The sequence below is a fragment of the Micromonospora rifamycinica genome, from assembly GCF_900090265.1.
GTDB classification, from domain to species: Bacteria; Actinomycetota; Actinomycetes; order Mycobacteriales; family Micromonosporaceae; genus Micromonospora; species Micromonospora rifamycinica.
Genome location: NZ_LT607752.1, coordinates 3,267,465 through 3,293,079, shown reverse-complemented (window position 1 = coordinate 3,293,079; position 25,615 = coordinate 3,267,465). Strand labels below are relative to the sequence as shown.

Annotated in this window: 22 protein-coding genes; 15 read left to right on the top strand and 7 right to left on the bottom strand. The window is 74.1% G+C overall.

Going from position 1 to position 25,615, the window contains the following annotated elements; translation table 11 throughout:
- Positions 1 to 14: 14 nt before the first annotated feature.
- From GA0070623_RS13345 to ahcY, 11 genes are all read left to right on the top strand, one after another.
- Positions 15 to 4,085, top strand: coding sequence for a toxin glutamine deamidase domain-containing protein (locus GA0070623_RS13345; protein ID WP_084261568.1), 4,071 nt, complete (start codon positions 15 to 17; stop codon positions 4,083 to 4,085).
- Positions 4,060 to 4,338, top strand: coding sequence for a hypothetical protein (locus GA0070623_RS29955; RefSeq protein WP_157517643.1), 279 nt, complete (start codon positions 4,060 to 4,062; stop codon positions 4,336 to 4,338). Before GA0070623_RS13345 ends, GA0070623_RS29955 begins: the two co-directional genes overlap by 26 nt.
- Before the next feature lie 147 nt (positions 4,339 to 4,485).
- Positions 4,486 to 4,731, top strand: a complete 246-nt coding sequence (locus GA0070623_RS13340; RefSeq protein WP_067314202.1) for a hypothetical protein — start codon at positions 4,486 to 4,488, stop codon at positions 4,729 to 4,731.
- Between the two features lie 64 nt (positions 4,732 to 4,795).
- Entirely contained in the window at positions 4,796 to 5,437 is a 642-nt protein-coding gene (locus GA0070623_RS13335; protein WP_067314206.1) for an endonuclease V, read from the top strand.
- Positions 5,438 to 5,534: 97 nt separating this feature from the next.
- Positions 5,535 to 6,914, top strand: coding sequence for a hypothetical protein (locus tag GA0070623_RS13330; protein WP_197700069.1), 1,380 nt, complete (start codon positions 5,535 to 5,537; stop codon positions 6,912 to 6,914).
- Positions 6,915 to 6,983: 69 nt separating this feature from the next.
- The gene (locus GA0070623_RS13325; RefSeq protein WP_067306245.1) at positions 6,984 to 8,366 is read left to right on the top strand and encodes a phosphomannomutase/phosphoglucomutase; all 1,383 of its coding nucleotides are present in this window, start codon (positions 6,984 to 6,986) and stop codon (positions 8,364 to 8,366) included.
- A 63-nt stretch (positions 8,367 to 8,429) separates the two neighbouring features.
- Positions 8,430 to 8,615: a Trm112 family protein gene (locus tag GA0070623_RS13320; protein WP_067306242.1), complete on the top strand. Its 186-nt coding sequence runs from the start codon at positions 8,430 to 8,432 to the stop codon at positions 8,613 to 8,615.
- Positions 8,612 to 9,808 (top strand): SIS domain-containing protein, encoded by a 1,197-nt coding sequence (locus tag GA0070623_RS13315; RefSeq protein ID WP_089004035.1) that lies wholly within the window; start codon positions 8,612 to 8,614, stop codon positions 9,806 to 9,808. The genes GA0070623_RS13320 and GA0070623_RS13315 overlap by 4 nt, the downstream gene beginning before the upstream one ends.
- A 46-nt stretch (positions 9,809 to 9,854) precedes the next feature.
- Positions 9,855 to 10,877, top strand: coding sequence for a cation diffusion facilitator family transporter (locus GA0070623_RS13310; RefSeq protein WP_067306237.1), 1,023 nt, complete (start codon positions 9,855 to 9,857; stop codon positions 10,875 to 10,877).
- Between the two features lie 2 nt (positions 10,878 to 10,879).
- A complete protein-coding gene (gene manA, locus GA0070623_RS13305; RefSeq protein ID WP_067306234.1) occupies positions 10,880 to 12,109 on the top strand; it encodes a mannose-6-phosphate isomerase, class I in 1,230 nt (409 codons plus the stop codon).
- Between the two features lie 229 nt (positions 12,110 to 12,338).
- Positions 12,339 to 13,826, top strand: coding sequence for an adenosylhomocysteinase (ahcY, locus tag GA0070623_RS13300; protein ID WP_067306231.1), 1,488 nt, complete (start codon positions 12,339 to 12,341; stop codon positions 13,824 to 13,826).
- Between the two features lie 60 nt (positions 13,827 to 13,886).
- On the opposite strand, the gene GA0070623_RS30360 is transcribed toward ahcY, so the two are convergent.
- Complete coding sequence (locus tag GA0070623_RS30360) at positions 13,887 to 14,045, bottom strand: hypothetical protein (RefSeq protein WP_172898400.1); 159 nt, start codon at positions 14,043 to 14,045, stop codon at positions 13,887 to 13,889.
- A 373-nt stretch (positions 14,046 to 14,418) separates the two neighbouring features.
- Here GA0070623_RS30360 and efeU point away from each other — a divergent pair, with 373 nt between their 5' ends.
- Genes efeU through efeB form a run of 3 tightly spaced genes read left to right on the top strand, consistent with a single transcriptional unit; the run spans position 14,419 to position 17,916 of the window.
- Positions 14,419 to 15,402 carry an iron uptake transporter permease EfeU gene (gene efeU / locus GA0070623_RS13295; RefSeq protein ID WP_084261218.1) on the top strand — a complete coding sequence of 328 codons (984 nt, stop codon included), beginning with the start codon at positions 14,419 to 14,421 and terminating at the stop codon, positions 15,400 to 15,402.
- Positions 15,403 to 15,431: 29 nt separating this feature from the next.
- Positions 15,432 to 16,565 carry an iron uptake system protein EfeO gene (gene efeO, locus GA0070623_RS13290; protein WP_067306226.1) on the top strand — a complete coding sequence of 378 codons (1,134 nt, stop codon included), beginning with the start codon at positions 15,432 to 15,434 and terminating at the stop codon, positions 16,563 to 16,565.
- A 49-nt stretch (positions 16,566 to 16,614) separates the two neighbouring features.
- Entirely contained in the window at positions 16,615 to 17,916 is a 1,302-nt protein-coding gene (efeB, locus tag GA0070623_RS13285; RefSeq protein ID WP_067306222.1) for an iron uptake transporter deferrochelatase/peroxidase subunit, read from the top strand.
- Here efeB and GA0070623_RS13280 read toward each other — a convergent pair.
- On the bottom strand, positions 17,909 to 19,051 hold the full coding sequence (locus GA0070623_RS13280) for an RDD family protein (protein WP_231932776.1): 1,143 nt from the start codon (positions 19,049 to 19,051) through the stop codon (positions 17,909 to 17,911). The genes efeB and GA0070623_RS13280 overlap by 8 nt on opposite strands.
- A gap of 41 nt (positions 19,052 to 19,092) precedes the next feature.
- On the opposite strand from GA0070623_RS13280, the gene GA0070623_RS13275 reads away from it, so the two are divergent.
- Positions 19,093 to 20,151, top strand: coding sequence for a stage II sporulation protein M (locus tag GA0070623_RS13275; protein WP_084261217.1), 1,059 nt, complete (start codon positions 19,093 to 19,095; stop codon positions 20,149 to 20,151).
- 131 nt (positions 20,152 to 20,282) lie between these two features.
- Here the strand turns inward: GA0070623_RS13275 and GA0070623_RS13270 are convergent, their stop codons facing one another.
- The 5 genes from GA0070623_RS13270 to GA0070623_RS13250 all read right to left on the bottom strand — a co-directional run bounded on the left by GA0070623_RS13270 (position 20,283) and on the right by GA0070623_RS13250 (position 25,447).
- Positions 20,283 to 21,593, bottom strand: coding sequence for a DUF58 domain-containing protein (locus GA0070623_RS13270; protein WP_067306219.1), 1,311 nt, complete (start codon positions 21,591 to 21,593; stop codon positions 20,283 to 20,285).
- Positions 21,590 to 22,579, bottom strand: coding sequence for an AAA family ATPase (locus GA0070623_RS13265; RefSeq protein WP_067306216.1), 990 nt, complete (start codon positions 22,577 to 22,579; stop codon positions 21,590 to 21,592). Before GA0070623_RS13265 ends, GA0070623_RS13270 begins: the two co-directional genes overlap by 4 nt.
- A complete protein-coding gene (locus GA0070623_RS13260) occupies positions 22,576 to 23,904 on the bottom strand; it encodes a DUF4350 domain-containing protein (RefSeq protein ID WP_231932775.1) in 1,329 nt (442 codons plus the stop codon). Before GA0070623_RS13260 ends, GA0070623_RS13265 begins: the two co-directional genes overlap by 4 nt.
- Positions 23,905 to 24,011: 107 nt before the next feature.
- Positions 24,012 to 24,575, bottom strand: coding sequence for a DUF4129 domain-containing protein (locus GA0070623_RS13255; protein WP_231932774.1), 564 nt, complete (start codon positions 24,573 to 24,575; stop codon positions 24,012 to 24,014).
- A 26-nt stretch (positions 24,576 to 24,601) separates the two neighbouring features.
- The gene (locus GA0070623_RS13250; protein WP_067306210.1) at positions 24,602 to 25,447 is read right to left on the bottom strand and encodes a hypothetical protein; all 846 of its coding nucleotides are present in this window, start codon (positions 25,445 to 25,447) and stop codon (positions 24,602 to 24,604) included.
- Positions 25,448 to 25,615 lie beyond the last annotated feature (168 nt).

Below are 25,615 nucleotides of genomic sequence, written 5' to 3'. Positions count from 1 at the left end.
CTGCGGGGGAAGTCGTGACCGTGCTGCCGAGCCCGATCCCGCACCCCCTCGACTTCAGCCCCTGGGACCTGCCGGGCTGGGTCTACGAGGCGCTCGACTGGGTGGTCGGCGTGGAGTGGCCGGAGGGGAACGAACGCGCCGTCTGGGACCTCGCCGACCAGTGGTACGCCGTGGCGGGTGCCCTGACCGGCCCACGTGCCGACGCGGTCGCCGCCGCCACCGAGATCCGCAACGGATACGGCGGGGCGGGGGCGGTCCCGGACGCCTTCGAGGCGGCCTGGCGACGGCTGGCCGACGGCGACGAGGCCCCGCTGTCGGTGCTGCTCACGGTCAGCACTGACCTGGGCCGCCTGGTCGAGGAGTGCGGCTGCGACATCGAGGCCGCCAAGCTCGAGGTGTGGATCGAACTCGGCCTCCTGGTCGTGGAGCTGCTCGCGCTCGCCGTCGCCGCCGCGCTCACCGCCGGGGTCGCCTCACCGGCGGCCGGCGCGGCGGTTACCGCCAGCCGGCTGGTGATCCAGCAGATCTTCCGCCGGTTGACGGCGCAACTGGCCAAGAAGGCGCTCCGGCAGGGCCTCAGGGAAGCGGGCGAGCGGGCCGCCAAGGAAGTGGCCAGGGGCGGGATGCGCGGGCTGGGCAAGCGGGCGGTCCAGGGGGGTCTGTACGAGGCGGGGGAGGAGGCCGGCGTCAGCCTGGCGACGCAGGCGTACCAGAACTCCACCGGTCGCCGGCACGGCCTCGACCTGGCCGATCTCGGTGCGTCGGCGCTCGGCGGGTTGGCCGGTGGCGCGGTCGCACCCCTGGCCGGCCTGGGGCGGCACGCCACCGGCCGGGGCGCCCGGGTCGGTGAGCACTTCGGCCGCGAGATGACCGGTGAGGTGCTCGCGGAGGGTGCGGCGGGGCTGGCCACCGGCCAGGGTGTGTTGTCGCTGGAGGAGGCGAGCCGGGCTGCCGTCTCCGGGGCCGCGGGTTCGGCGACCGGCCAGGCGGACGCCGCGCTGCACGCCCGGCTCGACGGTCGGCTGCATGCGTTGGCCGACGCGGCCCCGGTGCCCACGGCCTTTCCCGGTCTGTCACCGCCGGTCGGCGGTGACCGGGCAACCCCGTCCGCTGATGCTCCGGTGCAGGCGTCCGCCGGTGCCGCCGCACCGACGCCGGCGGTGCGGGTCGATCCGGCCCTGGTGACCGGCGACGGCCCCGGCACCGCTGTCGAAGCGTCGTCTCCCCCTCCACAGGCGCCGACCGGCCACGGTCCTCTCGTCGGGGGACCGGCAGAGGTGACGTCGGAGGCGCCTGCGGCCTCACGCCCGGCGGCCACGGACCATCCGACCGCCGACTATCCGACCGCCGACCATCCGGCCGCCGACCATCCGGCCAAGGACCATCCGACCGCCGCAGTTCCGGTGTCGGTCGCGGCCGCATCGATGTCGTCCAGTCCTACGCTGTCGTCGGTCACGACAGACTCGGCGACGTCCCCGGTGACGGCGGGCCGATCCACCGAGACGGTGACGTCGGCGCTGGTCGCGTCGCCCGGTGTCGACGCCGCGCAGGTCAACACGGCCGCCAGCACGACGACAGCGGGCGGGTCACCGGCGGGAACCGCCTCGTCACCCACCGGGGATTCGTCGTCGGGACGCGTGACCTCGGCCGGTCCCGTCGCCGGAGTTTCGTTCGGGTCACCACCCGGTGTCCCGGTGGGGCCAGCACCGACGGCGGGTCCGCCGGCACACGGCAGCGCAACGCCTTCGGTGCCGCACCTCCCGCCGGCTGCCGGAGCCGGGCACCCGGGCATCGACGGCGACGGCGAGAGGCGGGGTGCCCGACGCTTCCCGCTGCTGGAGGCGCTGGCACCCGGGCCGGTGGTCGCACCTGCCACCGAGCCGGTCGTCCCGACGCCCCGGGCGGACGACGAGCCACCCCGCCCGAGGACGCCGCAGTGGTACGCCGCCATGTGGGCGGCCGAACGGGAGGCGCTGGACCGCCGCCGTTATCAGGGCTACTTCGAGGCGCAGCGACACTGGTTCGAGGACCGGCGTCGAAGGGACGAGGCTGGCTTCCGGAGAGAGCTCGCTCGTGAGCACGAAGCGAGGGCGCAGCGTGCTGCTCGACGGGCAGAAAGTCTGCAGCGCGACGATCGCATCGAGCTGGCCAACTGGTTCCAGGGAATAGCCCGTCAGGCGCAGCGGGACGCGAACGGCCACCGGGATCTCGCGGAAGCGATCCTTGCGGGTCGGGTAGTTCCGGACACGGTGTTCGTGGCGGACCCGGCCGACTTCTCCCGTATCAACGGCGACGTGGCCGAGTTGGCGGTCGGTGGGGTCGAGACGGGCGACCGGTCGGCCTTGACCGGCGACGACAGCCCGCCGCCCATCGACCGTTCCCGCAGGTACGGGCGGGTCGGCGGGTTGCGACCACCGCTCGCCCTGCACCAGACCGACCTCGAACGACAGCTGCCCCGGCAGCCGGACGGCAGCGTCGTGCGGACCGCCGACCCCCGGCAGGGTGGGTGGTTCGCGCTGGCCAACGACGGCGGCCCGCAGGCCGACCCGACCCGGGGCATCAACTGCCTGGACTGCACCCTGTCCCTGTTCGAGACGTGGGTGCACGGTCGGCCGAGGGTGGCCGCGCCCCGTACCTTCGACGGTTACCTGCAGGGCGACATCCGGCGTCCGGTCAATGGTGAGGTCGATGGTCCCGGCCGGGTCGAAGAGGTCACCGGCGGACGGTTCCAGAAGCTCTTCGCCGTCGACGAGGGTGCCCCACCGGGGCCGGCAGCGCTGCGCCAGTCCGTCGAGCGGGGCTACCGCAACCTGCGTGACCAGCTCGTCCTGGGAGGGCACGGCAGCTACGCCTTCCTGATCACCGAGTGGGAGAACGGCGGCTCGCACGCCTGGGTGGCGCTCAACCAGAACGGTGCGGTGCTGTACCTCGACCCGCAGGCGGGAACGGTCCGCGACCGCCCTCTCTACGCCCACGCCGGGCGGCGGCACCCCGACAACGTCGTCGGCATCGACGCGCTGATCCTCGGTGCGGACGCCCGGCCGATGCCGTTGGGCGGGCTGGCGCGGGGCCGGTTCAGTGTCCGCCCCGATCTGCCCGACCACCCGCCGGCACCCGACGACGAGCAGGGATACGGCGACCCGTACCTCAACCGCCTCCACCTGCTCGACGGACCCGGTGGGGCGGACCACCCGGCCGATGCGCAGGGTGATGTGCCGCCGAGCGATCCGGGTGCCGAACCGGTGGAGGTGATGGCCGAACTATCCGTTCACGAGCGCGGGGAGCTTGACAAGGTCCGTGAACAGGCGGCGATGGTAGCCGACGAGGTGGAAAACACCCTAGGTCGGCTTGCCGCCCGGGTGGGCGGCGCGTTGGGAGTGGGCGGCGCTGTCGAGCTGCGTGACCAGGAGTTCCGGCTGAAAAGTCCGCTGTCCCTGGCCCGCAAGTTCCTCGACGAGGCAAGCTCGGTCGGCATCTCGGTCGAGGAGTTCAGTGTGGAGGTCAACGATGTTCTGAGGTTCTGTTTCGTCGTATCGCCGGCAGTGTCGTACGAGGAGGCGGTGCGCAGAATCCTGGCGGAGTTGAACAGTGCGGGGTTCACGGTTGACGAGGGCTCCTGTAAGAACTTCTGGCGGGCCGGCAACCGGTTCTACGGATTCAACTGCACCGTCCGCTGCCCGGAAGGGCAGCTCTTCGAGTTGCAGGTGCACAGTCGGTCTTCCCGAGCCGCGTGGTTGGAGACGCATCACGCGTACGAGGTGCTGCGCCGTACGACCCAGTCCCCGGTGCGACGTGTCGAAGCATTCCTCGAGATGCTGTCGATGAACCGCTGCTATGGAATGCCGGCTGAGGTGCCTACACGTCTTGCCGAGTCCTTTCCGGCGAAGGATGCCAGCTTTGCGAAGTGGATACACCTCAACAGGGGCGTCTGGTGGTCCTACATCGAGGTCCTCCGGGCCGATGGACGAGACTTTGCTGGTGTCGCCGCGCGGTTCGGGCTGACGGCGCAGGACTTCCCCGTATCTCCCGAACTGGAGCGTCAATTGGAGCGTCAGAGTGTTGACCTACTACGTTCTGTCCCGTAACGCCCAGCCGGTAGGCGTGTTCGTGACCGATCCGGCCCGGGGACACGCCTTGATGTGGGACCACCGTCGACGCTCATGGGCGTACAACCCTGAGCGTGTCACCCGTTTTCTTGACGATCATCGAAATTTCGAACGGTACCGAGAGGTGGACCGGGCTACCGCCGACCGGGCTGCGGCCTCGGTGACGGGCGGGCGGCCCCTTCCGGACGACGAGACGATCGAAGGCATTTTCGAGCAGGCGGCGACAGGCTAGTTCCCTGGTCCGGTGGTGAGCTGGTCGCCGTAGGTGAGGCGATCAGGATGGGTGGTGGATGGGGTGTGCGGCCCTTCGGCTGGGGTGGCCGCCGACGGGAGCAGCTAGAGAAACCGGCGCTTTGCGGTGCTCAAATAGGGTGAAGCCATGGCTGACCCTGCTGCCGGTAGACGTCGTACCACCGCCTGGGTCTCGGGCCTGCTCGTCGGGATCGTCATCGGGTGGATCATGTTCGAGGACGCCGTCGGCGTGGTGTTCGGGATCTCCATCGGTGTCGCCTTCGCGATCGCCTTCGGCGCCTTCGACAAGAGGGCCGACAAGGAGGTCGACAAGGAGAACGGGGAGGTCGACAAGGAGAACGGGGAGGGCAGGCGTGACGGTGGGTCGGGCTGAGCCGGCCGGGCCGCGGGAGTGGTACGACGGCAGCGGGCACCAGGCGTTGACGGTCGCCGAGGCGATGGCCGTACAGGACCGGTTGCGGTCGCGCGCGGACCTGGTCGGGCCGGGACCATGCCGGCCCGCGACGGTGGCCGGCCTCGACGTGGCGTACGCCGAGGGTGGTGACCGGCTGGCCGCGGCCGTGACCGTGCTCGACGCCGAGACCCTGGAGGTGGTGGACCGGGGGGTCAGCGTCGGTCGGCCCGCCTTCGGGTACGTGCCGGGGCTGTTCGCCTTCCGGGAACTGCCGGCGTTGCTGGCCGCCCTGGACCGGCTGACCATCCGCCCCGAGCTGCTGATCTGTGACGGGCACGGGCTGGCCCATCCGCGCCGGTTCGGGTTGGCCTGCCACCTGGGCGTGGTGACCGGGCTGCCGGCGATCGGGGTGGGCAAGACCCCGCTGGTCGGCACGTGGACCGGCCCCGGCCCGCGCCGGGGCGACAGCGCGCCGCTGGTGGACGCCGGCGAGGTGGTGGGTCGGGTGCTGCGTACCCGGGACGGGGTGCGGCCGGTGTTCGTCAGTGTCGGGCATCGGATGGGGCTGGACAACGCGGTCGACCGGGTGCTCGCGCTGACCCCGCGCTACCGGTTGCCGGAGACCACCCGTACCGCCGACGGGCTCTGTCGCGCCACCCTCGCGGCCACCGCCGGCACCGGGTAACGCGGCCCACATGCGGGGTGCTCTGTCGCCGGGTGTCCGGCTGGGCCGGTAGTAACCTGACCGGCGGCCCCGCCGGGGCGGGAGGGTGAGGTGGGCGATGTCCGGGCGTCGGCAGGCGGCGCGGTTGCTGACCGTCGGTGCGCTGCTCGGCGGCCTGGTGGCGGTCGGTGCGCCTCCCGCGTACGCGGACTCGGACCGGGTGCGGGTGCGGGCTTCGGGCGGCTTCTCCGCCGGCGGCCCACCGGGCGGCGTCTCGATCGAGGTGCGGAAGCGTTCCGGCGGGTGTGTGGTGCTGCGCACCGCGCTGGGGCTGAGCCTCGACGGGATTACCGCGGAACAGGTCCGGGTAGAGGTGAACGTCGGCGGGGGCTGGTCCGCCGTGCCGGTTTCCGGCGGCGGTGGCGTGGTGCGGGGTTCCCGTACCCCGTCGGCGGATCCGACGTTGTGCAAGGGGAAGAGCAGCGTCGTCCGCTACCGGGTGGCTTTCCTCGCCGGAGCGCCGGCGGGTCGGCTGGGCGTGGTCGGTGAGGTGACGACCGCAGCCGGCCGGCTGATCGGCCGTGGTGCCGACACGTCCCGGGTCGGCGGACGGGCCGCCGGCACCCCGACCCCGACCCCGAGTTCGACCCCGACCAGTAAGCCCACGCCCACCCCCGTCGCGACCACCCCCGCCTCCACGATGGAGCCGGGGGCCACCCAGGCCGTGCTCGCCGCCCCGCCGTCCACCGGCCGGGCCGCCGCAGAGACCTCCGGAGGATCCATGATCATGTTCGCCGGTATCGCCCTGGTGGTCCTGGGTGCCGGGCTCATCGCCCTACTGATCTTCCGGTCCCGCGCCGACCGGGCCGGTGCCGACCCGGGCCGGGCCGCCGACCCGGGTGACTTCCCGGCCGTGCCGCAGCCGCGCAACCCGGTGCCGACCACCTACCGCTCCGGGGGCGCGGTGCCGGTCCCGCCCCCGCCGCCGGCCGGTCAGGTGTACGGCGGACAGCAGCCCCTGTCGCCCGGCGGTCAGGTGTACGGGGGACAGCCGCCCCCCTCGCCGGCTGGTCAGGTGTACGGCGGGCAGCCGCCGCCGTCCGCGCCGACCCGTACCGGCGGCCTGTACGGTGCCCCCGGCACCTACCCGGCGGTGACGCCCCACCAGCGCCCGGCCGGCGCGGTGTACGGTGCCCGTCCCGCCGCCGCCCCGGAAGGCCCCGGGTCCGTCCCGCCGGCCCCGGACCGCCCGGTCTCCGTCCCGCCGGCGGCCGCTCCGCCGGCGGCCGCTCCGCCGGCGGCCGCTCCGCCGGCGGCCGCTCCGCCGGCCGCCGCTGCGTCGGTCCCGGTGCCAGCGGCGGCCGCTGCGTCGGTTCCGGGGCCACCGTCCGCGGCTGTGCCGGTCCCGGAGCGGCCGGGGTCCGCCCCGGAGCGGCCCGACCCGACGCCCACCACCGGCGGTGACCCGACAACGATCGCGCCCCAGCTCCCCGGCTAGCACGGGGTGGACGCCACCGCTCCGATACGCTCAGGGTCGTTGACGACCCCTGTCGAGGAGCTGAAACCGGTGTCTGACCTGTCCCAGATCGTGAAGGCGTACGACGTCCGTGGGACGGTGCCCGACCAGTGGGACGAACGGGCCGCCGAGGCGCTGGGGGCGGCCCTCACCCAGGTGCTCAACGAGTCCGGCGAACCCGGCGACGCCGTGCTGATCGCGCACGACATGCGGGCCACCGGTCCGGGGCTGGCCGCCGCCTTCGCCGCCGGGGTGCGGGCCGAGGGGCGGGCCGTGATCGAGCTGGGGCTGGCCTCCACCGACATGCTCTACTACGCCTCGGGCGCGCTGGGCCTGCCCGGGGCGATGTTCACCGCCAGCCACAACCCGGCGCAGTACAACGGCATCAAGATGTGCCGCTCCGGGGCCCGCCCGATCGGCCAGGACAGCGGGCTGGCCGACATCCGGGTCCGGGCCCAGGCGCTGCTGGACGGCGCGGCCCGGCCGTCGGCCGGTCCGCCGGCCCCGGTCGACCGGCGCAACCTGCTTCCCGACTACGCGGCCCATCTGCGCAAGCTGGTCGACCTGTCGGCCATCCGCCCGCTCAAGGTGGTGGTGGACGCGGGCAACGGGATGGGCGGCTACACGGTGCCGAGTGTGCTCGGCGACGCGGCGCTGCCGGCGTTGCCGCTGGAGATCGTCCCGCTCTACTTCGAGCTGGACGGCACCTTCCCCAACCACGAGGCCAACCCGCTCGACCCGAAGAACCTGGTCGACCTCCAGCGGGCGGTGGTGGCGCACTCCGCGGACCTCGGTCTGGCCTTCGACGGTGACGCCGACCGCTGTTTCGTGATCGACGAGCGGGGCGAGCCGGTCTCCCCGTCCGCGATCACCGCCCTGGTCGCCGCCCGTGAGCTGGCTAAACACCCGGGTTCCACGGTGATCCACAATCTGATCACCTCCCGGGCGGTGCCGGAGATCATTCGGGAGCACGGCGGTGAACCGGTGGTGGCCCGGGTGGGCCACTCCTTCATCAAGGCCGAGATGGCCCGGACCAACGCGATCTTCGGTGGTGAGCACTCCGCGCACTACTACTTCCGGGACTTCTGGTTCGCCGACACCGGCATGCTCGCCGCCATGCACACCCTGGCCGCGCTGGGCGAGCAGTCCCAGCCGCTGTCCCTGCTGGCCAGCGTCTACGAGCGGTACGTCGCCTCCGGCGAGATCAACTCCACGGTGACCGACCAGGCCGCCCGGGTCGCCGAGGTGCGTGCCGCGTACCCGCAGGCGGAGGCGGACGAGCTGGACGGCCTCACCCTGCGCTTCCCCGACGGTGCCTGGTTCAACCTGCGCGCGTCCAACACCGAACCGCTGTTGCGGCTCAACGTGGAGGGGCCGACCGAGGAGCGGATGGCCTCGCTGCGCGACGAGGTGCTGGAGCGGGTTCGCCGATAAGATCCCCTCCGCCGGTCGGCACCCCCGACCGGCACAGACCACACACGTGGAAGGAGCCGCGCCGTGGCCCTGGACCCGCAGTTGCTCGAGATCCTCGCCTGCCCGGACACACACCACGCACCGCTGGACTACGACGCTCAGGCCCAGACCCTCACCTGCACCGAGTGCGGTCGCACCTTCGAGGTGCGCGACGACGTTCCGGTGCTGCTGCTGGACGAGGCTCGTGGCGGGCCGGAGGCGCAGCGGTGATGGACGGAACGGCCGGCGTCAGCGGCCGGCGGGTGGCCGACGAGTCGATCCTGGACGACCCGGACGCGGTCGCCGCCCACGACCCGGGCGGCATGCTGCGCTTCACCGCCTCGGCCGGGGCGCAGGTGCGGGAGTCCGCCGCGTTGGCCGCCGAGGCCAACCTGGCGCTGCTGGAGGACGAGGGTCGCCCCCGGGCGGTCGTCATCGCCGGCATCGGCACCGCCGGGCGTACCGGGGACGTGCTGGCCACGGTCGCCGGGCCGCGCTGCCCGGTGCCGGTGATCCCGCACCGCAGCGCCGGGGTGCCGGGCTGGGTCGGCGCGGCCGACGTGGTGATCGCGGTCAGCGCGTCCGGCCGTAGCCCGGAGGCGTTGGGCGCCGCCGAGGCCGCGCACCGCCGCGGGGCCCGGCTGGTCGCGGTCGGCGCACCCGACTCGCAGTTGCAGTCGGTCGCCGAGCGGGCCCGCGCGCCGTTCATCCCGGTGCCCCGCCGCGCCCCGGCCCGTGCCAGTCTCTGGGCGCTCACCGTGCCGGTGCTGCTCGCCGCCCGTACGCTCGGCCTGGTGAAGGTCAACGAGGCGGATCTGGCGGAGACGGCGGCCCGGCTGGACGCCGACGCCGACCGGTGCCGGTCGACCGCCGAGTCCTTCGTCAACCCGGCGAAGTCGCTGGCGCTCGGGCTGGCCGGGTCGATCCCGATCGTCTGGGGTTCTTCCCCGCTGGCGACCGTGGCGGCCCGCCGGTTCGGCGACACGCTGTCGGCCAACGCCCGCTATCCGGTGGTCACCGGGGCGCTGGGTGAGGCCGGTCGGGGCCGGGTCGGCCTGCTCGACGGCGTCTTCGGCGGCCTGGTGGAGTCGACCCGGGACATCTTCGCCGACCCGGACGAGGTCGAGCCCGACCCGACCCGGCTGCGGCTGGTGCTGCTGCGCGACGGTGGCCTCAACGCCGAGGACGACACCGACGAGCCGCTCGCCGTCGAGGAGCGCCGCGCCGACGCGGTGCAGACCCTCGCCGAGCGGCGCGGGGTGCGCTGTGACGTGGTCACCGCCGAGGGCGGTTCCGCGTTGGAACGGCTCGCCTCCCTGGTCGCGGTGCCCGACTTCGCGTCGATCTACCTGGCCCTGGCCCATGGGCTGGATCCGATGGCCGTTCCGGCCGTCACCGAGATGAAGGAGCTGTCGAACCAGTGAACGGACGCAGGGACGCTGCCGTCATGCCCAGGATCGGGGCGACGGCGTGAGCGCGAACGGCGGGACCAAGGCGATCATCGCCGCCCTGCTGGCGAACGTCGGCATCGCGATCACCAAGTTCATCGCGTTCCTGCTGACCAGTTCGTCATCGATGCTGGCGGAGTCGATCCACTCGGTGGCCGACTCGGGCAACCAGGCGCTGCTGCTGCTCGGCGGCAAGCGGGCCAAGCGGGCGGCCACCCCGCAACACCCCTTCGGGTACGGCCGGGAGCGCTACATCTACGCGTTCATCGTGTCGATCGTGCTGTTCAGCCTCGGTGGCCTCTTCGCGCTCTACGAAGCGTGGCACAAGGCGGCCGACCCGCACCCGATCACCGCGTGGCAGTGGGTGCCGGTGGCGGTGCTGTTGGCCGCCATCGTGATGGAGGGCTTCTCCTTCCGGACCGCGATCAAGGAGTCGAACCACACCCGGGGCAGCCAGTCCTGGGTGAACTTCATCCGTCGGGCCAAGGCGCCGGAGCTGCCGGTGGTGCTGCTGGAGGACTTCGGCGCGCTGGTCGGTCTGGTGCTCGCGCTGTTCGGCGTGGGGCTGACGTTGATCACCGGCAACGGCATGTGGGACGCCGCCGGCACCGCGATGATCGGCGTACTGCTGGTGATCATCGCGATCGTGCTGGCGATCGAGACGAAGAGTCTCCTGCTCGGCGAGGGCGCCGATCCGGGTGACCTGGCGACCATCGAGCGGGCGATCACCGGTGGCCCGGAGGTCGAGCGGATCATCCACATGAAGACGCTGTACCTCGGCCCGGAGGAGCTGATGGTGGCCGCGAAGATCGGCGTCCCGGCGTGCGAGAGCGCCGAGGAGCTGGCCCGGGGGATCAACACCGTCGAGGCGCGGATCCGGGCCGCGGTGCCGATCGCCCGGGTGATCTACCTGGAGCCGGACATCTACAGCGTGGCCGCCGAGCGGGCGGGCACCGGCACGGCCGCGCCGACGGCCGCCGCGCCGGCCGCCGCCGTACCGTCGCCGAGCGAGTCGGGTGAGGTGGCCGGGCGGGCCGGAGGCTGAGCGTGGAGCTGCTGTACGGGTCGATCCGCGACTACGCCTGGGGATCCCGTTCGGCGATCGCCGAGTTGCAGGGACGACCGGTGCCCAGCGCCGGCCCGGAGGCGGAGCTGTGGCTGGGCGCGCACCCGGACAGCCCGGCCACCGTCGACCGGGGTGGCGAGCGGGTGAGCCTGACCGACCTGTTGGTCGCCGAGCCTGGTCACTGGCTCGGCGACCGGCAGGTCGCCCGGTTCGGAACCCGGCTGCCGTTCCTGGTGAAGGTGCTCGCCGCGGACGCCCCGCTGAGCCTCCAGGCCCACCCGGACGCCGAGCAGGCCCGGGCCGGGTACGCCGCCGAGCAGGCCCGGGCCGGGGCGGGCGGAGGGCCGGGGCGGGCGGAGGGACGGTGCAACTACGTCGACCCGTACCACAAGCCGGAGCTGCTGGTCGCGTTGACGCCGTTCGACGCGCTCTGCGGGTTCCGGGATCCGCAGGTGTCGGCGACGGCGCTGGCCAGGTTCGGGGTGCCGGAGCTGTCGCCGGTGGTGGCCGCGCTGCGGGCCGGGCCGGCGGGGCTGCGGGAGGCCGTACGGGCGCTGCTGAACTGGCCGGACGCGGACCGCGCCGGACTGGTCGACGCGGTGCGCGGAGCGGACGCGGCCGGGCCGGACGCGGAGCTGGCCCGGGAGCTGGCCGCCCGCTATCCGGCCGATCCGGGGGTGCTGGTGGCGTTGCTGCTGCACCACGTGCGGTTGACGCCGGGGGAGGCGATCTGGATGCCGGCCGGCAACCTGCACGCCTACCTGTGCGGCACCGGCGTCGAGATCATGGCGGCGAGCGACAACGTGCTGCGCGGCGGACTGACCCCCAAGCACGTGGACGTCGGCGAGTTGGTGCGGGTGCTGCGCTTCGAGGTGCTGGACGATCCGGTCATCGTCGCCCGCCCGGTGGCGCCCGGGGTGGTGTGCTGGCCGGTGCCGGTGGACGATTTCGCGCTGCACCGGGTGACCGTGGACGCGGCCGGGCCGGAGGTGCGGCTGCCGCTGCCCGGCCCCCGGGTGGTGCTCTGCCACCACGGCAAGGTCGCGGTGGACGACGGGACCGGGGCGGTGACGCTCGGGCCGGGGCAGGCCGCCGTGGGTCCGGCCGGCGCGCGGACCCTGGTCGTCGCCGGTACGGGTGTCGCGTTCGTCGCCACCTGTGGCGGCGGCCCGACGACACGCGGCAAGTCCGACTTTCCGGAATTGGCTTGACGAGACTGTTGCACAGTGTAACTTCATGTGTGCGCAGCGTTGTCGCGACGAAGGTCCGGCGCCGCGCGGGGGAACCAAACCGGGGGGATGCACGGGGCGGCCGGCGGATGGGCGGGAGACCGTCCAGCGCCGACCGCCCCGTGCGCTGCTCCGAGACGGCCGGCTGCGCGCCGGGGGGATGCGGGCGTAAGGTTGAGGGTCGCGCAGCCATCGTTCGACAGGAGCCTTCATGACCAGCACCCTCCCGGCGTCGTCCCGCGACGCCCGGCCGAGCACCCTCGCCGAGGGCGACTACAAGGTGGCGGATCTGTCGCTCGCCGAGTTCGGGCGCAAGGAGATCCGCCTCGCCGAGCACGAGATGCCCGGCCTGATGGCGATCCGCCGCGAATTCGCCGACGCCCAGCCGCTCGCCGGCGCCCGGATCACCGGTTCGCTGCACATGACCATCCAGACCGCCGTCCTGATCGAGACGCTGGTCGCCCTCGGCGCGCAGGTCCGCTGGGCGTCCTGCAACATCTTCTCCACCCAGGACCACGCCGCCGCGGCGATCGTGGTCGGCCCCGAGGGCACCCCCGACGCGCCGTCCGGCGTCCCGGTCTACGCCTGGAAGGGCGAGAGCCTGGAGGAGTACTGGTGGTGCACCGAGCAGGTGCTCGCCTGGCCGGACGGTCAGGGTCCGAACATGATCCTCGACGACGGCGGTGACGCCACCCTGCTGGTGCACAAGGGCGTCGAGTTCGAGAAGGCCGGGGTCGTCCCGCCCGTCGAGTCCGCCGACTCCGAGGAGTACGCGGTCATCCTCCAGGTGCTGCACCGCAGCCTCGCCGAGGACGGCCAGCGCTGGACCCGGATCGCCGCCGGCATCAAGGGCGTCACCGAGGAGACCACCACCGGCGTGCACCGGCTCTACGAGATGCACCGGGCCGGCACCCTGCTCTTCCCGGCCATCAACGTCAACGACTCGGTGACCAAGAGCAAGTTCGACAACAAGTACGGCTGCCGGCACTCGCTGATCGACGGCATCAACCGGGCCACCGACGTGCTGATCGGCGGCAAGATGGCCGTCGTGCTCGGCTACGGCGACGTCGGCAAGGGCTGCGCCGAGTCGCTGCGCGGCCAGGGCGCCCGGGTCGTGGTGACCGAGGTCGACCCGATCTGCGCGCTCCAGGCGGCGATGGACGGCTACCAGGTCGCCACCCTGGAGGACGTGGTCGAGCAGGCCGACATCTTCATCACCGCGACCGGCTGCTTCGACGTCATCACCAACGAGCACATGGCCCGGATGAAGCACCAGGCCATCGTCGGCAACATCGGCCACTTCGACAACGAGATCGACATGGCCGGCCTGATGAAGCGCTCGGACGTCACCCGGGAGAACATCAAGCCGCAGGTCGACGTGTGGCGCTTCGACGACGGCCACGCCATCATCGTGCTGTCCGAGGGCCGTCTGCTGAACCTGGGCAACGCCACCGGGCACCCGAGCTTCGTGATGTCGAACTCGTTCGCCAACCAGACGATCGCCCAGATCGAGCTGTTCACCAAGACCGACGAGTACCCGACCGGCGTCTACGTGCTCCCCAAGCACCTGGACGAGAAGGTCGCCCGGCTGCACCTGGACGCGCTCGGCGCCCGGCTGACCGAGCTGACCAAGGAGCAGGCCGCGTACCTCGGCGTCTCCCCGGCGGGCCCGTTCAAGCCGGAGCACTACCGCTACTGAGCACACCACCGGGGAGGGGGTCGGCCAGCACTGGCCGGCCCCCTCTCCCGTGCCGTCGTCCTAGCGTGCGTCGGGGCGGCGGCGGGCCGGGCGTACCCAGGTCCACACACACCAGGCGAGCCAGACGAGCGAGACGACCACGGCCAGCGGACGCAGCCGGAGCGCGTTGAGCGCGATCACCAGCGCGAGGACGGCCAGCCAGGGACCGAACCCCCTCACCGCTGCCGCCCCGGATGACGGAGCCGCCCCGGACGGCGAAGGTGGCACGAATGGCGCTGCCGCCCCGGATGACGAAGGTGGCCCGGACGGCCGGGGTGGCCCGCGCGGGGGTCGGCGGCCGGCAACGGCGGGGGACACCCGGGGCGGGTGGTGGGGGTGCGGGGCGTGTCGGGCACGGGCCGTCCTGTCCTGGGGAACGCCTCGATCGTGTCATGCCGGGCGGCACCTGCACAGTCCTCGTCCGGCGGGGCGGTCCGCCCCTCCCGGCCAGGGTGAAGCTGGTCATGAACGACTTGACGGCACCTTCGATCAGGAGGAAGGTATGGCTGCCCTAAGTAACCTGAGGCATGCCTGACCACGACACGGAGTACCGATGTTCGCCACGTACCTGATCGGCCTGCGGGAGGGGCTGGAGGCCACGCTCGTCGTCAGCATCCTGGTCGCCTTTCTGGTCAAGTCGCAGCGTCGGGACCGGTTGCCGCAGGTGTGGGCCGGCGTCGGGCTGGCGGTGGCGCTCTCGGTCCTCTTCGGCTGGCTCATCGAGTACACCTCGACCGAACTGCTCGCCCGCTCCGAGGACCGCGAGCTGTTCGAGGCCGTCACCTCGGTCGCCGCCGTGGTCTTCGTGACCTGGATGATCTTCTGGATGCGGCGGGCGGCCCGGACGATCGCCGGTGAGCTGCGCGGCCGACTGAGCGAGGCGCTCGCCGTCGGCTCCCTCGCGGTGGCCGGGATGGCGTTCCTCGCGGTGGTCCGGGAGGGCCTGGAAACCGCCCTGATCTTCTACTCGGCGGCGCAGAGCGCGACCGGTGGCACCGGCTCCGGGCCGCTGCTGGCCCTGGTCGGCGGCATCGCCACCGCCATCGGGATCGGCTTCCTGCTCTACCGCAGCGCGCTGCGGATCAACCTGTCGACGTTCTTCACCTGGACGGGCGCGCTGTTGATCCTGGTCGCCGCCGGCATCCTCAAGTACGGCGTGCACGACTTCCAGGAGGCCGGGGTGCTACCCGGCCTGAACGACCTGGCCTTCGACATCACCGCGGTGCTCGACCCCAACACCTGGTACGCCGCGCTGCTCGCCGGCATGTTCAACATCACCGCCGCGCCCAGTGTGCTGGAGACGGTCGCCTGGGTCGCCTACGCCGTACCGGTGCTGGTGCTGTTCCTGCGCCGGGCGGCGACCCCCGCCCCGAAGCCCGCACCGGCCGCCCCCGAGCCGGCCGCCTCCGCAGCGGCCGCCTCCGCAGCGGCCGCCTCCGAGCCGGCCGCCCCGGCAGCGGCCGACGACGCCGGGGCGACCGCTCCCCCCGCCGACGGTCGCCCCACCACCCAGCCGGCCGTGTCGCGGCGTTCCTGAACACGCCCTTTCCAAGGAGACAAGCAACGATGCGTACCACCCGTTTCCTGGCGCTCGCCGCCGTCGGCGCGCTCGCCGTCACCGGTGTCGCCGCCTGCGGCGGCAAGGACGAGCGGCAGGATGCCGAGGCCGCCAACACGGTCAAGGTGAAGGCGACGGACAGCGTGTGCGAGGTCGACGTCACCGAACTGGACGCCGGTCAGGCGACCTTCACCGTGACCAACTCCGGCAGCAAGGTCAACGAGTTCTACGTCTACGCGGCCGGCGACCGGGTGATGGGCGAGGTGGAGAACATCGCCCCGGGGCTCAGCCGGGAGCTGCGGGTTGAGCTGCCCGCGGGTACGTACGAGACGGCCTGCAAGCCGGGGATGAGCGGCCGGGGCATCCGGGGCGCGCTGAAGGTCAGCGGCACCGCCGCGACCGTCGCGCCGGACGCCGCGCTGACCGAGGCCACCGCCAGCTACCAGCGGTACGTGACCAGCCAGACCGCCGCCCTGCTGACCAGGACCGAGGAGTTCGTCACCGCGGTCAAGGCCGGTGACGTGCCGAAGGCCAAGGCCCTGTACCCGGTGGCCCGCACCTACTGGGAGCGGATCGAACCGGTCGCGGAGAGCTTCGGCGACCTCGACCCGAAGATCGACGGTCGGGAGGAGGTCATCGAGGAGGGCATGGAGTTCACCGGCTTCCACCGGATCGAGAAGGACCTCTGGACCACCGGCGACATCAGCAAGGACGGCCCGATCGCCGACCGGCTGCTCGCCGACGTCAAGGAGATCGTGGCGCGGGCCAACGCCGAGAAGCTCACCCCGCTCCAGCTCGCCAACGGTGCCAAGGCCCTGCTCGACGAGGTGGCCAGCGGCAAGATCACCGGCGAGGAGGAGCGGTACTCGCACACCGACCTCTGGGACTTCAACGCCAACCTGGAGGGCTCCAAGGCGGCCGTCGCCGCGCTGCGGCCCGCGCTGGAGCAGCGCGCCCCGGAACTGGTCGCCCAGCTCGACAAGGAGTTCGCCGCCGTGGAGGCGGCGCTCGGCAAGCACCGCGACGGCGACGGCTGGAAGCTGCACAACCAGCTGGGCAAGACCGACCTCAAGGAGCTGTCGGACAGCATCAACGCCCTCGCCGAGCCGGTCAGCAAGGTCGCCGCCGCCGTCGCCCGGTGACGACGGCCCAGCACGGCCGTCGTACGGCCGGTCCCTCCCAGGAGAGTCGATGAGCGAGCAGAGCAGCACCGCCGGGCGGAGCCGCCGCCGGCTGTCCCGGCGGCGGGCGATCACCCTCGTCGGGGTCGGTGCCGCCGGAGTGGCCGGGGTGGCCGCCGGAGCGGGCGCGCTGGCCCGAGACGGCGACCGGGCCGCCGCGAACGACGGGGCCGCCGGGGCGGTGCCGTTCCACGGCGAGCACCAGGCCGGGATCACCACCCCGGCCCAGGACCGGCTGCACTTCGTCGCCTTCGACGTGATCACCAAGGACCGGGACCGGCTGGTCGCGATGCTCCAGGAGTGGACGGCCGCCGCCGCCCGGATGACCGCCGGGAAGGACGCCGGGGTGATCGGCGCGGTCGACGGCATGCCGGAGGCCCCGCCGGACGACACCGGCGAGGCGCTGGGCCTGCCTCCGTCGCAGCTCACCCTGACCGTCGGCTTCGGCGCCACGCTGTTCCGCGACGCGCAGGGCCGCGACCGGTTCGGCCTCGCCGGCCGCCGGCCCGCCGCCCTGGCCGACCTGCCGCACTTCGCCGGGGACGCGTTGCGCCCGGAGATCTCCGGCGGTGACCTGTGTGTGCAGGCCTGCGCCAACGATCCGCAGGTGGCGGTGCACGCCATCCGCAACCTGGCCCGGATCGGGATGGGCGTGGTCAGCGTCCGCTGGTCCCAGCTCGGCTTCGGGCGTACCTCGTCGACGTCGCGGGACCAGGCCACCCCCCGTAACCTCTTCGGTTTCAAGGACGGCACCGCCAACCTCAAGGCCGAGGACGCCGAGCTGCTGCGCGGGCACCTCTGGGTCCAGCCCGACGACGGCACGGACTGGATGACCGGGGGGTCCTACCTGGTCACCCGCAAGATCCGGATGCAGATCGAGACCTGGGACCGCAGTTCGCTGGTCGAGCAGGAACAGATCGTCGGGCGGACCAAGGGCGGCGGTGCTCCGCTGGGCCGCCGGGACGAGTTCGACGAGCCGGACTTCGCCGCGAAGGGCGACGACGGGCAGCCGGTGATCGCCGGGGACGCGCACGTGCGGCTCGCCCACCCCAGCCAGAACGACGGTGCCCGGCTGCTGCGCCGGGGCTACAACTACGTCGACGGCTCGGACGGGCTGGGCCGGCTCGACGCCGGGCTGTTCTTCATGGCCTACCAGCGGGATCCGCGCCGGCAGTTCGTGCCGATCCAGACCCGGCTCGCCCGCAACGACGCGATGAACGAGTACCTGCGGCACGTCTCCAGTGGCCTGTTCGCCTGCCCGGCCGGGGTCCGCGACGCCGCCGACTGGTGGGGCCGCACCCTGTTCAGCTGAGCGGCGGCCAGCCAGGTCCCGGGCCGGGTGGGCGGTCCGGCCCCGGTGGGGCGGGCGCGTAACCACCGGGCGACCCCGCCCGGAGCCCCGACCCGGCCGGGGCCGGCGGGCCGGTCGCGATCGGTGCCGGGCCGACGGTGGCGGGTGGCGGGCCGACGGTGGCCGGTGACGGGCCGACGGCGGTCGGGTCGGGCCAGAGCGCGGCGGTGACCGCCCGCTGGCGGCGCAGTCGCAGCGCGCCCCGCCGGTTCCGTTCCGCCAGCACCGCGGCCAGCAGCAACGACTCCGGTACGCCGGGCGGCGGTGCCGGGGAGGTCAACGCCCCCACCTCGCGCCACAGCTGCCGACCCAACCTGCTGTGGTACGGCTCGACGAGCTGCGCACCCCGGGTCAGGTACTGCCGGACCGCCAGTGCCAGCGCGTCGTCGAGCCGGGTCAGGTCCAGGGTGACCGCCCAGCCGGCCAGCGGCGGGATGATCTGTGGAGCGGGTCGCCAGCTCTGTGCGGACCGGGTGTGCACCACCATGGTCCCGGCCACCAGGTCGCCCAGCCGCCGGCCGCGCGGGTCGGTCAGCATCACCGTCGCCCCGGCCGCCCAGCTCAGCAGGGGCAGCACCAGCCCCGGCCACTCCACCGCGACCCCGACCAGCGCCCGGGTCAGCGACTGGCCCACCCCCACCGGCCCGCCGTCGGCGTCGACCACCCGCAGTCCCACCGCGAGCTTGCCCGGCGTACGGCCGTGGTTGAGGCGTTCCCAGATCACCGGGTAGCCGACCAGCACCAGCGCCAGGCCGAGCGTCTCCAGCGCGCCGGTGAACGCCCGGTCCACCACCGGGTCGGGGAGCAGGATCAGCACCAGCGGGGTCAGCGTCAGGGCCAGCAACGCGGCGCAGAGCGCCTGCCCGACGACGTCGATCAGCAGCGCCAGCACCCGGGATCCGAGCCGCGCCGCCCGGACGTCCAGCTCGACGGCCTCGCCGCTGACCAGCCCGGCGTCCGCCGTCCGGCCGGCCGGGTCGCCGCCTGCCGCCCCCAGGGCCGCCACCCGGTCGGTCGGGTCGCCGCCGGCTACGGTGGCGTCCACCCCACGAGCGGTCGGGCCGACGCCGGCCGGCACCGCTGGTTGCGCGCTCACCCGGACAGTGAACACTATGGGCGCGGGACGGGGGAGGACCAGTGGATCTCGACGCGTACGTCGCCGAGCACGGCCACGAGTGGCGGCGGCTGGAGCTGTACTGCGAACGCCGCCGGCTCGACGTCGACGAGATCGACGAGATGCTGGTCCTCTACCAGCGCACCGCCACCCACCTGTCGACGCTGCGCAGCCGGGCACCCGATCCGGTCCTGGTCAGCCGGCTGTCGCAGCTGGTCCTGCGGGCCCGCGCCCGGATCACCGGCCGCCGACGGTTGTCCTGGGCGGCCGTCGGGCGGTTCGTCACCGTCGGGTTCCCCGGCGCGGTCTACCGGGCCTGGCCGTGGTGGTGTGCGGTGTCCACCGGGTTCAGCCTGCTCAGCGGCTTCCTCATCTGGTACGTGGCGGCCAATCCGGGCACCGCTGCCGCGTTCATCGGCCCGGACGCCGCCGCCGACCTGGTCGACTCCGGCTTCGCCGGCTACTACACCGAGTTCTCCGCGCCGACGTTCGCCTTCCACCTGTGGACGCACAACGCCTGGATCGCCGCCCAGTGCCTGGCCGCGGGGGTGCTCGTGGTGCCGGTGTGCTACCTGCTGTGGCAGAACGCGTTGAACGTAGGCGTGGTCGGCGGGGTGATGGTCTCCTACGGCCGCGCCGACGTCTTCTTCGGGCTGATCACCCCGCACGGGCTGTTGGAGCTGACCGGGGTCTTCGTCGCGGCCGGGGTCGGCCTGCGGACCGCCTGGGCGTGGATCTCCCCGCCGGAGAACCTGGGCCGGGGGCGGGCGGTCGCCGAGGCGGGCCGGTCGGCGATCCTGGTCGCCGTGGGCCTGGTCGGGCTGTTCGGGGTCTCCGCGCTGCTGGAGGCGTTCGTCACCCCGGCGCCGGTGCCGGTGGCACTGCGGGTCGGCGTCGGCGCGGCGGTGTGGCTGGGCTTCCTGGCGTACGTGGTGCTGCTCGGTCGCCGGGCGCTCGCCGCCGAGCGCCTACCGGCCGAGCGGACCGACCCGTGGCTGGCCGAACTCTGGCCCTCCACCGATCCCGCCCGCGCCTGGCACCCCACCCCCCGCCCCCGCCCCGCTAACCCCCCGCCCCGCTAACCCCCGCCCACCGCCCGGCGGGGACGCGCTCGAACGGATTGCGGTCATGCATACGACACGCCGCGAGGAGTGCTCGTTTCCGCAATCTGATCAGGACGATGGCCGGCTTCAGCCGGTGCGGAGCGCGACCCTCAGAGCCGGCCGAGGGCCTTGAGCCGGAGGTAGGTGTCGGCCAGGTCGGGGGCGAGCCGGGCCGCCGGGGCGTCCACCACGGTCACCCCGTAACGGCTGAGGACGGTGCGGATCCGGTCCCGCTCGGCCAGCGCCCGCCAGCCGGCCGCGGCCGCGTAGACGTCCTCGCGGCGTACCGGTGGTGCGGTGGTCAGCGCGGTGAGCACCGGGTCGTGCACGGCCGCCACCACCACCCGGTGCCGGGCCGCCAGCCGGGGCAGCACCGGCAGCAGGCCCTCGGCGAGCGCGCCGGCCTCCAGGGCGGTGTAGAGCACCACCAGGCTGCGCCGCCGGTGCCGGCGCAGGATCTCCGCGACGATCAGGTCGAAGTCGGTCTCGACCAGCGCCGGGTGCAGCGGCGCGAGCGCGTGCACCAGCCGGTGGAGCAGGGCGGGCTGGCCGCTGCCGGTGACCGTGGCCCGGATCTCGGCGTCGGCGGCGAGCAGGTCGACCCGGTCCCCGGCCCGGGAGGCCAGCGCGGCCAGCAGCAGCGCCGCGTCGATGGCGGTGTCCAGCCGTGGCTCGTCGCCGACCCGGACCGCCGAGGTACGGCCGGTGTCGAGCACGCAGACCAGTCGCCGGTCGCGCTCCGGCCGCCAGGTGCGGACCAGCACGTCGGAGCGGCGGGCACTGGCCCGCCAGTCGATCGACCGGACGTCGTCGCCGACCACGTACTCGCGCAGGGTGTCGAACTCGGTGCCCTGGCCGCGCCCCCGGGTGACCTGGGTGCCGTCGATGACCCGCAGCCGGGACAGCTTCTCCGGCAGGTGTCGCCGGGAGTCGAACCGGGGCAGCACCCGCAGCGTCCAGCCGGGGCTGGCGGGTCGACCGGCCCGCTGCCGGAACGCCAGCCCGAGCGGCCCGATCGAACGCACCGCCACGGTCACCGCCGGCCGGTCGCCGCGCCGGGTGGGGGTGAGCCGGCTGGGCAGCACCAGCACCCCGCCGGGCTCGACCAGGGACACCCGGTCCGGCGGTACGTCCGGCCGTGCCCCGGCGGACGGCACCCACCCGTCGCGTACCCGGGCGCGCAGCGTACGCCCGGAGGTGTTGGTCAGCCGCAGGGTGACGGTCGCGCGGTGGCCGAGCCGGACGGCGCGGTCGCCCTCGCGGTCGACGACGATCCCGTGCAGCGGGGCGGCGAGCGCCCAGTCCCCGGCGGCCAGCAGCAGCACCCCGGCGGTCATCACGGCCACCCCGAGCAGCGGATTCGGCCAGAGCGGCAGGGTGGGCACCCCGGCCAGCAGCAGAGCGGCCGCCCGCCAGGTCATCGTGGGGTGGGCACGGTGGCCAGCACCGTGTCCAGCACCGCGTCGACGCCGACCCCCTCCAGCTCCACCTCGGGGCGCAGCCGCAGCCGGTGCCGCAGCGTCGGCCGGGCGGTGGCCTTCACGTCGTCGGGGGTGACGTGGTCCCGGCCGGCCAGCCAGGCCCACGCCTTCGCGGTGCCGAGCAGCCCGGTCGCGCCCCGGGGCGAGGCGCCGATCTCCAGCGCCGGGGTGACCCGGGTGGCCCGGCACAGGTCCACGATGTAGCCGAGCACCGGCTCGGCCACGTGCACCCGGCCGACCGCCTCCCGGGCGGCGGCCAGGTCGGCGGCGCCGGCCACCGGGCGTACGCCGGCCGCGGAGAGGTCACGCGGGTCGAACCCGGCGTGGTGGGCGCGCAGCACGCCCAGCTCCTCGTCCCGGTTGGGCAGCGGCACGGTCAGTTTGAGCAGGAACCGGTCGAGCTGGGCCTCGGGCAACGGGTAGGTGCCCTCGTACTCGACGGGGTTCTGGGTGGCGGCCACGATGAACGGGTCCGGCAGCGGCCGGCGGGCGCCCTCCACCGACACCTGGCGCTCCTCCATCACCTCCAGCAGCGCCGACTGGGTCTTCGGCGGCGTCCGGTTGATCTCGTCGGCGAGCAGCAGGTTGGTGAAGACCGGACCCTCCCGGAAGGTGAACGCGGCGGTGCGCGGGTCGAAGATCAGCGACCCGGTGACGTCGCCGGGCATCAGGTCGGGGGTGAACTGGACCCGCTTGGAGTCCAGGTCGAGGGCGGCGGCGACGGTGCGGATCAGCAGCGTCTTGGCCACCCCGGGCACCCCTTCCAGCAGCACGTGGCCCCGGCAGAGCAGCGCGATCACCAGGCCGGTGACCACGGCGTCCTGGCCGACGACCGCCTTGGCCACCTCGGTGCGCAGCCGGTGCAGGGCCGCCCGGGCGTCGTCCGGGCCGGCGGTGGGCTCGACGGTGGTGGCGGGTCGGGTCACCGGGGGTCTCCTTCGGTCGGTCGGCCGGGCGCTGCCGCCACGGTACGGGTCAGCCGGTCCAGTGACCGGGCCAGCGCCACCAGTTCGGCGTCGGTGCGCGGCGCCGCGCCGTAGAGCAGTTCGTGGATCTGCTCCGGGTCGCCGCCGACCCGCTCGGCGACCCGGGTGGCCAGCTCCGCGTGCCCGGTGGTGGTGGGCAGGTCGAGCCGGTCGCGCACCCGGCCCAGCGTGGCGGTGCGCAGGGTCGCGGCGGCCGGCCCCCGGGCGCGGGCCCGCTGGTAGAGCCGGGCCCGGCCGAGGACGGTCTCGGCGGAGCGGACCTCGACCGGCAGCGGCTCGCCGACCGGTGGGCCGAGCCGGCGTGCCCGCCAGAGCACGACCAGCAGCGCGACCAGGGCGAGCTGCACCAGCAGCGCCCAGAACCAGGGCGGGAAGGCGTCCCGCAGCGGGTGGTCGTCCGGTGGTGGTGGACCGCCCTGGCCGGGAGGGTCGCCCGGCCCGTCGTGCTGGTCGGTGGCGGGGCCGGGGCCGCCCGGCTGCCCCTGCCCCTCGCCCGTGCCGCCGTTGTCATGCTCCGTGCTGCCGCCGGGGGTGGGTGACCAGGCGGGTTCGCCGTCGCCGCCGGGACGGCCGAAGGTGGGGGGCGGGGCCGGACCGTCCAGGTCCAGCCAGACCACCCGGTCGTGGACGCCGAGCAGGCCGACGCCGAGCGCCTCGTTGCCCCGTTCGGCGATCCGGTCGTTGCGGAACGGGTCACTGGCGCCGATCACCACCGTCTCGGCCCGGCCGGGCAGCCGGACCAGGCCGCCCGCGTAGCAGCGGTCGAGGGCGACCGGCCCGTCGGGTGCGGCGGCGTACCGCTGGAGCTGGGCGGCGGCGACCCCGGCCCGGGTCGCCTCGGGCAGCGGGCAGGGCCGGCCGTCGGCCGCCGGGCCGACCGCCCGGGTGGCCCACCGCCGGTCGGTCGGCACCACCGGCAGGCCGGCCGTTTCGAGCATCCGGCGGGCCGGGTCGACGAGGACCAGTCGACGTCCGGCGGGCAGCTCGCCCAGCGCGCCGAGGGTGTCCGGGTGCAGCAGCTCCGGTGCCGGGACGAAGAGGGTGGCCGGGGCGTTGTCGAGGGCGAGCAGCGCGGGCAGCAGGTCGGTCTCCCGGCGGACGGTGACGCCCCGGGCGCGCAGCGCGTCGGCGAGGCGGCTGCCGCCGTCGTCGTCGGTGGCGACGGGGGAGAGGAAACCGGGGTCGGTGGGGTCGGGCTGGTCCAGCGCGTGGGCGCCGATGGTGCCGGCGAGCAGCGCGGCGGCGACCGCCAGCGGGACGATCACCCGGTGCCGGCGTCGCCGCCGTGGCGGTGCGGCCGGTGGTGATGGGGCTGGTGGTGATGGGGCTGGTGGTGATGCGGCTGGTGGTGATGGTGCGGTCGTCGGCCGGGTCACGGGCTGCTCCCGTCCGGTGGTGGGGTGGCGAGCGCCCGGTCCAGGTCGTCGGCGAGTTCCCGCATCCGGCGGTCGTGGCCGGCGGCGGCCGGGCGCTGGGCGTACCACAGCTCGGTGAAGATCGTCCCGGCGGCGCGCAGCGGCGGGGCGACCGGGGGACGGGCCCGGGCCGCCGCGTCGGTGAGTTCGGTGACGGTCATCCCGGGCCGGGGCGTGACCGCCCCGGCGGCGGCCAGCCGGCGGACCATGTCGCGCAGCCGTTCCCGGACGGCTTCGGCGTAGCGGCCCTCGGCGGCCAGCCGGTCGGCCACGGAGGACCCGGGGCCGCCGGTGGGGACGGCGTCGTCGCCGGCCCGGGGGCGGGGCAGCACGGCGGCGGTGGTGGTGCCGGCCGACCGGTCCGCCCGGCGGCGACGCCGCCACCGGGGCAGCCGGAGCCGCCACCGGGGCAGCCGGCGGGGCACCCAGGCCGGATGGTGGTACCAGGCGAGTGCGGTCAGCCCGGCGGCCAGCACCAGCAGCAGCGCCGCCAGCGGCAGCGGCAGGACGTCGCCGAGCACGGCGACGGCCTCCGTCCACCACCGGCTCACCGGTCGGCCGCCGGCGGGACGGTCGCCAGGACCCCGGCGGGGGTACGGGCGAGCTGGATGTCCAGTCCCTCGGTGCGGATCCGGACGTCCAGGTGGATCACCGCGTCCAGGCAGGCCAGGGCGGGGTAGGCCACGCTGTTCACCGCTGCCCAGACGACCATCGCGGCGACGGCGCGGACGTCCGGGTCGGCCAGGTCGAGCAGGTGCAACGACTCGACGCCGAAGAAGAGGCCGAGCGCCAGGCCGACCCGCAGTACCCACCAGCCGAGGTAGCCGAGCACCCGGACGGCGGCGGCCCGACCGCGCAGCGCGACGCGGGCGGCCCGCGCGGGCACCGCCGTCCCGGGCACCCGGTCCAGCACCACCGCCGCGGCGACCGGGCCGAGTAGTCCGTAACCGACCAGCCAGGCCGGGCCGAGCAGGGCCGCGACCAGCATCAGCAGGCCGACCACCGGAGCGGACAGCAGGGTGACGCCCCAGCGGGCGCCGGCCGGGCGGAGCAGCTCGGCGGTACCGGCCCGGCGGCCGAGCAGCGCCGCGCCGGCCGCCCGGGCGGCCGGGTTGCCGAGCAGCAGGATGATTACCGCTTCGCCGGCCGCGCCCACCGCGAGCATCAGCCACCAGAGCGGGAACGACCCGCTCCCGGTCCACCACAGCGGGGGGCCGGCGTCGGCGAGAAGGCGGAGCGGGTACAGCAGCACCTGCTCACCGGTAGCGAGCAGGACGCCCAGCGGGATCAGCACCCGGCCCCGGGTGCGCAGCAGCAGTACGGCGGAGTCGAGCAGCTCCCCGACGGTGAGCGGACGCCGGGGGAGTACGGCGGTCGGGCCGGGGTCGGGCACGCGTACTCCTGCGAATGGTGGCTGGCGGGCGGCGACCTGCCCGGGGATCATGGTGACACGGCCCGACCGGCCGGGTGGACCCGCCGTGCGGCCGCAGCGATCCGGCCATCGGGGGAGATATCGCGCGGGGGACGTGCGGGGACACCTCTTCCGGCAGTACCGTGCCAT